The 7209-nt window shown below is 69.5% G+C and carries 6 protein-coding genes; 4 read left to right on the top strand and 2 right to left on the bottom strand.

The window, feature by feature from the left end; genetic code table 11:
* Positions 1-766: 766 nt before the first annotated feature.
* Positions 767-1372 (bottom strand): TetR/AcrR family transcriptional regulator, encoded by a 606-nt coding sequence (locus tag AB0F62_RS34495; protein WP_361808698.1) that lies wholly within the window; start codon positions 1370-1372, stop codon positions 767-769.
* Positions 1373-1816: 444 nt separating this feature from the next.
* Between AB0F62_RS34495 and AB0F62_RS34490 the strand changes: the two genes are divergently transcribed.
* A complete protein-coding gene (locus AB0F62_RS34490; protein WP_361808695.1) occupies positions 1817-3223 on the top strand; it encodes an amidase in 1407 nt (468 codons plus the stop codon).
* A 364-nt stretch (positions 3224-3587) separates the two neighbouring features.
* Here AB0F62_RS34490 and AB0F62_RS34485 read toward each other — a convergent pair whose 3' ends face one another.
* Complete coding sequence (locus AB0F62_RS34485) at positions 3588-4622, bottom strand: hypothetical protein (protein ID WP_361808692.1); 1035 nt, start codon at positions 4620-4622, stop codon at positions 3588-3590.
* Between the two features lie 321 nt (positions 4623-4943).
* On the opposite strand from AB0F62_RS34485, the gene AB0F62_RS34480 reads away from it, so the two are divergent.
* The 3 genes from AB0F62_RS34480 (at position 4944) to AB0F62_RS34470 (ending at position 6945) form a co-directional block, all read left to right on the top strand.
* Entirely contained in the window at positions 4944-5447 is a 504-nt protein-coding gene (locus tag AB0F62_RS34480) for a helix-turn-helix domain-containing protein (protein ID WP_361808689.1), read from the top strand.
* Between the two features lie 97 nt (positions 5448-5544).
* Complete coding sequence (locus AB0F62_RS34475; RefSeq protein WP_361808686.1) at positions 5545-6087, top strand: hypothetical protein; 543 nt, start codon at positions 5545-5547, stop codon at positions 6085-6087.
* 330 nt (positions 6088-6417) lie between these two features.
* The gene (locus AB0F62_RS34470; protein ID WP_361808683.1) at positions 6418-6945 is read left to right on the top strand and encodes a GNAT family protein; all 528 of its coding nucleotides are present in this window, start codon (positions 6418-6420) and stop codon (positions 6943-6945) included.
* The last annotated feature ends 264 nt before the right edge of the window (positions 6946-7209 follow it).

Raw genomic sequence — 7209 nt, 5'->3', positions numbered from 1 at the left:
AACGCGGCTGCGCGTGAGATACGGCCGACCAACGCGGGGCCGCGGCCCGCCGTTCGTCGGCACAGCTGTCGGGGCAGGCGGCGGATCGCGAAGCTGCCTCACCGGCCCCGCGATTCCCGCTGGGCACCGGGAGGCCCGGTCTGCAGCACGGGCCGTGGACGAGCTGGACGAGGCGGGCCTCGGCGTGCCAGGCAAGAGGCGCTCGCCCGGGCAGACGCCGGCGGCCTGCGCCGGGGCGGCGACCGCGCGGGCCGCGGTGAGCAGCTCGGCGGGGTCGTCGGTGAGGACCAGGTCCAGGACCTCGCGGCCGCGGAAAGCGAGCCGCGGCCTGCTTCTCGCGGAGGCCGTTGGCGACCTCGTACGCGTACGGCCAGATCGCGGAGCTGGTCTTGCCGTCGGCCGGGCGGACGGCTGCGAGGAAGTGCTCTACTTCTGCGCCACCGGCAGGGCGTAGAGCATGGCAACGTCGCGGGCGGCGGCGAAGACCTCGTCACCTTGTTCGTGCAGCGCTGTCGCGGTGCCCATTCCGATGCCCCGGGACGCGCCGGTGTGCGGTTGCCGCTCACACCGCAACCCGATGCTATGTAGGTCAACACACAAAGCTTGAGCGTCAAGAACACGGAGACCGGACCCGGCGATCGGAAGAGGCGCTGGCGGGGGCCGGGTGCTCTGGGACCGGACACACCAGGGTACGGGGACGACGCGTGGGCGCACTGAGCGACCGGCCCGTGCGGTGGTGGCGGGCCGGGCCGGCGGGGACGGTGCTTCAGCGTCGGACGCGTTCGATGCCCTTCGGGGACACGCTCGCGGCGTGGCTGACCAATACGGTACGGACCGCCTCATACGGAGTGGGGCTACGCAGAGCGCGGGAGGTGATCATCGCTCCCTCGATGCCCGCGAGCACGGCGTCGGCGAGCACTCTCGCCGACGCGCGCTCCACGCCGAAGGCGACGAAGTGGAAGGCGAGCCTGTCGGTCATCTCCGAGAAGGCACGACGGCCGGTTTCGGCGATCTCGGCCGAGTCCTGCGTGGCGCCCTCGGTGATCAGCGGGGCGACGGCGCAGCCTCGCCCGTAGTCGCCGGCGATCATGGCGTCGCGGCCCAGTTCGACGTAGAACTCGATCAGCTGACCTGCGGAGCCGGCCTGTCCGGCGGCGCGGTCGATGATCTCGACCTGCTCGAAGGCGTGGGCTTCGGCGGCTTCGATCGCCAGTTGCGTCTTGCCGCCAGGGAAGTGGAAGTAGACCGAACCGCGGGATGTGCCGCTGAGTTCGAGCACGTCGGAGAAGGCCGTCGCGTGGTAGCCGCGCTGCCGGATCAGCTGCTTGGCGGCCTGCACCATCTTCTGCTTGGTGTCCGTTCGCCTTCCCATCCCGCATCCTCTCCACATAACATGTATGCTGACCTACATAGTATCTATACGGGGGCATAGAACCCAAGAGCGCAGCCGCCTCGATCGAGGAGGAGCTCCTCGTGCCTTTCGTTGCAGATCCACTGCCCCGTGGCGGGCCTGCCGCCTGCCGCGACGCGGTCTCACCGGCGGCGCACGAGGCCTGGTTCGTCCCCCACTGCCAGGACTGAGCTGTCGTGTTCATCACGATGGCCTTCACGCTCCCGGAGGCCTCCGGACCGAGGCGAGCGTGATCGCGGACCGCATGGCGGCTCCGGCCATTCCGGCCGCACCATGACGGTCACCCGCCAGGCCTTGCATGCCTGGCGAGTCCCACTGCCTGCGGCTCACCGAGCCCGGGCGGCACGACAAAGAGCAGACCGGTCCGGAACAGGTGGAGCAGACCGGTCGAGGACAGGATTCATCATGACCACCGATCTCATCTACGTCGACGCGAGCGAACTCGCCGAGCTGATCCGTGCCGGGAAGGTGTCGTCCGTCGAGGTGGTCCAGGCGCACCTGGACCGCATCCAGGCCGTCAATCCGGGGATCAACGCCATCGTCACGCTCGCCGACGGCGCGTTGAAGGCCGCTCGGGGGGCGGACGAAGAGCTCGCGGCGGGCGGGGAGACAGGGCCGCTGCACGGCGTGCCCTTCACGGCCAAGGACTCGTTCGACACCGCGGGAGTGCTCACCCAGCGCGGTTCGCCGATTTTCGCGGGGCGCATCCCGGACACGGATGCCACCGCGGTGGCGCGCCTGAAGCGGGCCGGAGCGATCCTCCTGGCCAAGACCAATCTCCCGGAGTTCTCGTACTGGGTGGAGTCCGACAACCTCCTGACGGGCAGGACGAACAACCCCTGGGACCTCGACCGCTCTTCCGGCGGTTCCAGCGGCGGGGAGTCCGCGGCGATCGCGGCGGGGATGTCACCGCTGGGGCTTGCGAGCGACCTGTCCATCTCGGTGCGCGGGCCGGCGGCCGACACCGGTGTGGTGTCCCTCAAGCCGACGCACGGACGCATCCCGATGACGGGAGTCTGGCCGCGCGAGCCGCGCCGTGACTGGCACGTCGGGCCCATGGCCCGCAGCATCCGCGACCTCGCACTCGCGTACGGGCTGCTGACCGGCCCCGACGGCGCCGACGGCTTTGCCACCGCCCCGCGCGAGTTCGACGCCGGCCTGGGCGCCTGGCCGGGCCGGCCCGTGCGCGTGGGATGGCTGGTCGACTCGGGACTCGGTCCGACCGACGCAGAGGTCGCGGCAACGGTGAGGGCGGCCGCCGACGCCCTGCAGGCGGCCGGAGCCCGGGTCGACGCCGTGACCATCCCGGCCCTTGAACGGGACAACCCTCTCGAGCTTTTCAACCTGCAGCACGTCATGGAGGTGAAGCCGGCCTTCCGGCAGGTCACCGCGGGTCACGAAGACCAGATGTTCACCTACTCCAAGACCTTGGCCGGCATGCCCGACACGTCCGTGGAGGACTACGTCCGGGCCGAACAGGGCATCGAGCGGCTCCGGGACGGTTTCGCGGAGTACTTCCACCACTACGACGTCCTGCTGCTGCCGGTGACGACCATCCCCGCACACCAGCACCAGCTCGGGCAGTTCACCCTCGACGGCCAAACCGTCGGTCCCTTCCATGTGTCGTCGACGACCGTCCCGTTCAGCCTGACGGGACTGCCGGCCCTCTCCATGCGGTTCGGCACGAGCAGCGACGGCATGCCGATCGGTGTGCAACTGGCGGCCGCCTGGCACGCGGAGTCGACGATCCTGCACACCGCCTCGCTGCTGGAGACACTGAGCCCGGTGCGCGACCAGCACCCCGCCCTCTGACAACCGGGAACCACTCCCCACGACCCCCACCCGTCCCGCACCCCTCACGCTGACCCGTGAGGGGTGTGGGGTGGCGAGCGCGCGGACCGGCGGTGACACGCGGGGCCGGCGTGGCGGTCCCGGCTGTCGACCCCGGTAACCCGGGCATCCGCGGTGAGGGCCCCCGCGCCGGCCAAAGCACCGTCAAGCCTGCTGTCGGGCTACACCGCCATGTGCTCAGCCACAGTGACCTCGACCAGGCAGAACGCCGGGACCCCCACCCCGACGGCGACGACCGAGTGTGGCCGCGGTCCTCAAGAGCGCCGGATGGTGAGTGGGCCGCACCATGGTGACGCACGCTGACGCGCACGGTCCGCCGTGTGGGTCAGCCGTGGTCCTCCCACTCCGCTTGGCAGAACCGTGCCCCGCTGACCACGGTGTCGCCGGCTCGGGTGGCTCGTACATACATGTTGAGGCCGCTCGAACCGAGATCTCCTCCGCAACCGAAGGTTATGTCCGGCCCGCTCTCCTCCAGGTACTGGATCAAGGACGCGTCCACAGCCTGGACCGGCATGCCGATCAGCCGGATGCCCTCGAATTCCACCTGCGGCCCGGTGAGTCCGTCGACGGTGACTGCGCCCAGGGTGGGGGGCACGCCCGGGCCACAGGCATAGTGAGCGGTCACGCCGGCTTTGTCGAAACGGTCGCGGTACAGGATCCACTCCCCGGGGCCTTCCCACGGCTGCCCGAAGGAGTACCGGCCGAGACGAGCAGCCGGCTCCTCGTCCAACACGCTCGACACCTGCTGCGGATTCATGCCGAACTGGAGGGGGCCGATGCTCTGCAGCGGTGTCCAGTCCCAGCGCGACCGGTCTTTCTCGGCCCTCATAGGCCACGTCCCCGGGTTCGGCCGCTCATCCCTGACATCGCGCCAGTACACGACTGGCTCGGATCCGTACGGATCCTCCGCCAGCTCACTGTTGACGAGCAGGGCATGGGTGATCACCGTGTCCTGCCGCTGCTGATACCCCTCGGACGACAGCCCCAGTTCCTGCGCGGCGCCCATGGAAACACCCCACGCCTCGATCTCCGGATCACCGCTCCAGTTCACCCGCACGGAAGTCCCCTCCCGGTGGGCGAGGTCCTGAATATCGGCGCACACCTCGGAGGGCACTCGGGCGATCAGCTCGATGTCCCGCAGACTCACCAGTGGGCCGTCCATCGCATCGATCGCCACCGCGACCAAGCCCGAATCCGCCCCATAGATCCCGGTCACACCCCAGGCGGTGTAAGAGCCCCAGCCTCTGCCGCCGCCCAGCCCCTGCGAGACGTGGGCGATCGCCCCGTCCAGAGCCGATGCCACCTCATCCGAGTTCATCCCGAACCGCAGCGGCCCCACCCCCACCAACGGATCAAGCACCCACTGCGCCCGCTCCCCAGGCTTCCTGTTCCACCAGTGCACCCCGACCCCCACGGCCGTTCCGAACACTCCCGGCAGCTCTGCCAGGGATCATGGAGCCAGCCTAGGCGCGACCTCCGACAACAGGCTCTCCCTGCGCAACCGACGTACACGATCACTGCCACGGCCCCACCTGCGGTGCGACGCCCTGACAGCCCCCCTCGCGCCGGGCGGCAGCAGATCACCCCAGCCTTGATTGCTCTCCTTCTTGCCCTCGAGGACGAACGGGCTCGTACCCGACAGAGGGCGTAGGCTTGCATTAGGCAAGTCTGGAGGTGCGGCATGCCAGGACCCCGCCGCGGCACCGCCGATGGACCATGCCCGATCGGACGGGCTGCCGACATCCTGGGCGACCGGTGGACGTTGCTGATCATGCGCAACGCCACCGTCGGGATGACGCGCTTCGACGACTTCAAGGCCGAACTGGACATCGCGGACAACGTCCTGTCCAACCGTCTGCGGCAACTCGTCGAGTCGGGGCTGCTCGCGCGAGTCCCCTACCGGCCCGAGGGCGGCGGCCGGACCCGCGAGGAGTACCGGCTGACGCCGGCGGGTGAGGACCTGCTCCCCGTCCTGCACGCCATGATGGTGTGGGGGAACACCCACAGCGAGCCCGCGTCACCGACGCAGCCGATGCGTCTTGTGCACAGCGTCTGCGGACAGTCCTTCGAACCCGGCCGCCGCTGCCCGCGCTGTCGCAAGCGGGTGCCACGCACCGAGACCGCCTGGGTCAGGCCCTGGCGGAGCGACCTCGCCCAGGTCCTGGGCGCCACCGAGACCCCGTGAACACCCTTCGATATGCCCGAAATGCTGGATTTTGTTGCGAAAGCCTGTCGCGCCTCCTAGGCTGGCTCCTGCAAGGCAAGCCAGAAGGGAGCAGATCATGGTCCACACCACCACGACGACGCACCCAGCGATCCGCGCACTCCCCCGTTCCGTCACGCGATTGGAGATCCCGGTCGGAACGAACTACGACCAGTTCCGGGCCCGCTTCGAGCAGGCCGTCCCGCCGCTCGACTACCGGCGCACCTTCGAACTGGTCACCCAGCGGGCTTCGTGGAGCGCCGTACGCGAACTCGCCGACAAGGACGCTCCGCTGGGGTTCATGATCTACTGGAAGTTCGACGCCCAGCCGCTGTTCGGCGTGGCCGGCGACCAGGCCCGATGCACCGAGTACCTGATGGGCAATCACACCATCGCAGAGCGCATGTACCGGCACGATGCCGGGGCCCTGATGTACGCGCCACTGCGCACCACGATCCACGAATCCCCCTCAGGCGAGGCGGTTTTCGCGATCGACCGCCCCAGCGACACGGTCAGCGTGCTCGGTCGGCCGGAGATCACGGAAGTGGGAAGGGAGCTGGACCGCAAGGTCGGCGCACTGCTCGCCCACCTCGGTCTCCCCGTACCCGAAGAACTGACCTGACCGGTCTGCAAAGCCGACGAGCATCCGGTCCACCGCGTCCCCGTCTGAGCACCCGGTGCGCTCGCCCGGCCGACAAGCGGGTTGCCCAGGAGGACACACCACCGCGATCCCGCGCTCGCGATGACCGCCCCCTCACGCCGAAGCCGGACGAGGGCGCGCACCGCGTCACGAGTGGGCGGGTTCGCCGCCGGATCCTGTCCGCGTCGGCGAGGACGAGGGAGCCTTCCACATCGCCGCAGTCGGGAACTTCGGACGTGGAGTCGGAGGGCCTGCGCACGAGCGTCCGGCCGAGTGCCGGCAGCGTGTGACGGGGGCGCTAATCTGGCCGCCATGTCGAAACCCGTGCGTCTGCGGCCCATAGCCGAACGCGACCTGGATCTGCTCGAGCGTCTCTTCGAGGACCCGGCCGAAGCAGCGGAGTTCGCCTTCTTCGGCCACCGCAACCCCGGGACCCTTCGCCGGCAGTGGGCGCAGACGGGCTTCATCGCCGAGGAACGCGGTCGGCTGGCCGTCGCCGGGGACGGCGACCGCTTTGTGGGCGAGGTGCAGTGGCACCAGGTCATGCTCGGCCCGGCATCGCCCTGCTGGAACATCGGCATCGCGCTGCTGTCCGCGGAGCGCGGCAAGGGATACGGCACGCACGCCCAGCGTCAGCTCGTCGAGTACCTCTTCTCCCACACCAAGGCCAACCGGGTCGAGGCAAGTACCGACATCGCCAACATCGCCGAGCAGCGGGCCTTGCAGTCGGCCGGATTCACTCGCGAGGGCGTACAGCGCGGGGCGTGTTTCCGCGCCGGACGGTGGCGCGACATGGTCGTGTACTCCGTCCTGCGATCCGAGGTCGTGCTCGCGGATTGAGCAGGTCCAGCAGACGGCCTCGCCGGCGTGTCCTTGCCGATCGTGCCGAGCGTATCCGCATTAGTGGCGGATTCGTCGTGGGAGACCGGGTGGCCGATCGGTGGAAGCCACTCGTGCGGGGTGAAGGCGGCAGCCACACCCGGCATCCTCGGGTCTGCCGATCTTGCGAGTGGTCGCGTTGAACCCAGCGACTGCGGGGGGACGTTGAACGCGTGATCTCGGTCTGCCACGTGTGATCAGGTGGCGTCCTGGTCCCAGCCGCGC

It is taken from the genome of Streptomyces sp. NPDC026673 (assembly GCF_040638135.1).
Classification (GTDB): Bacteria; Actinomycetota; Actinomycetes; order Streptomycetales; family Streptomycetaceae; genus Actinacidiphila.
Note: the sequence above shows the minus strand (reverse complement) of the source record. Positions and strands in the feature narration are given on the sequence as shown.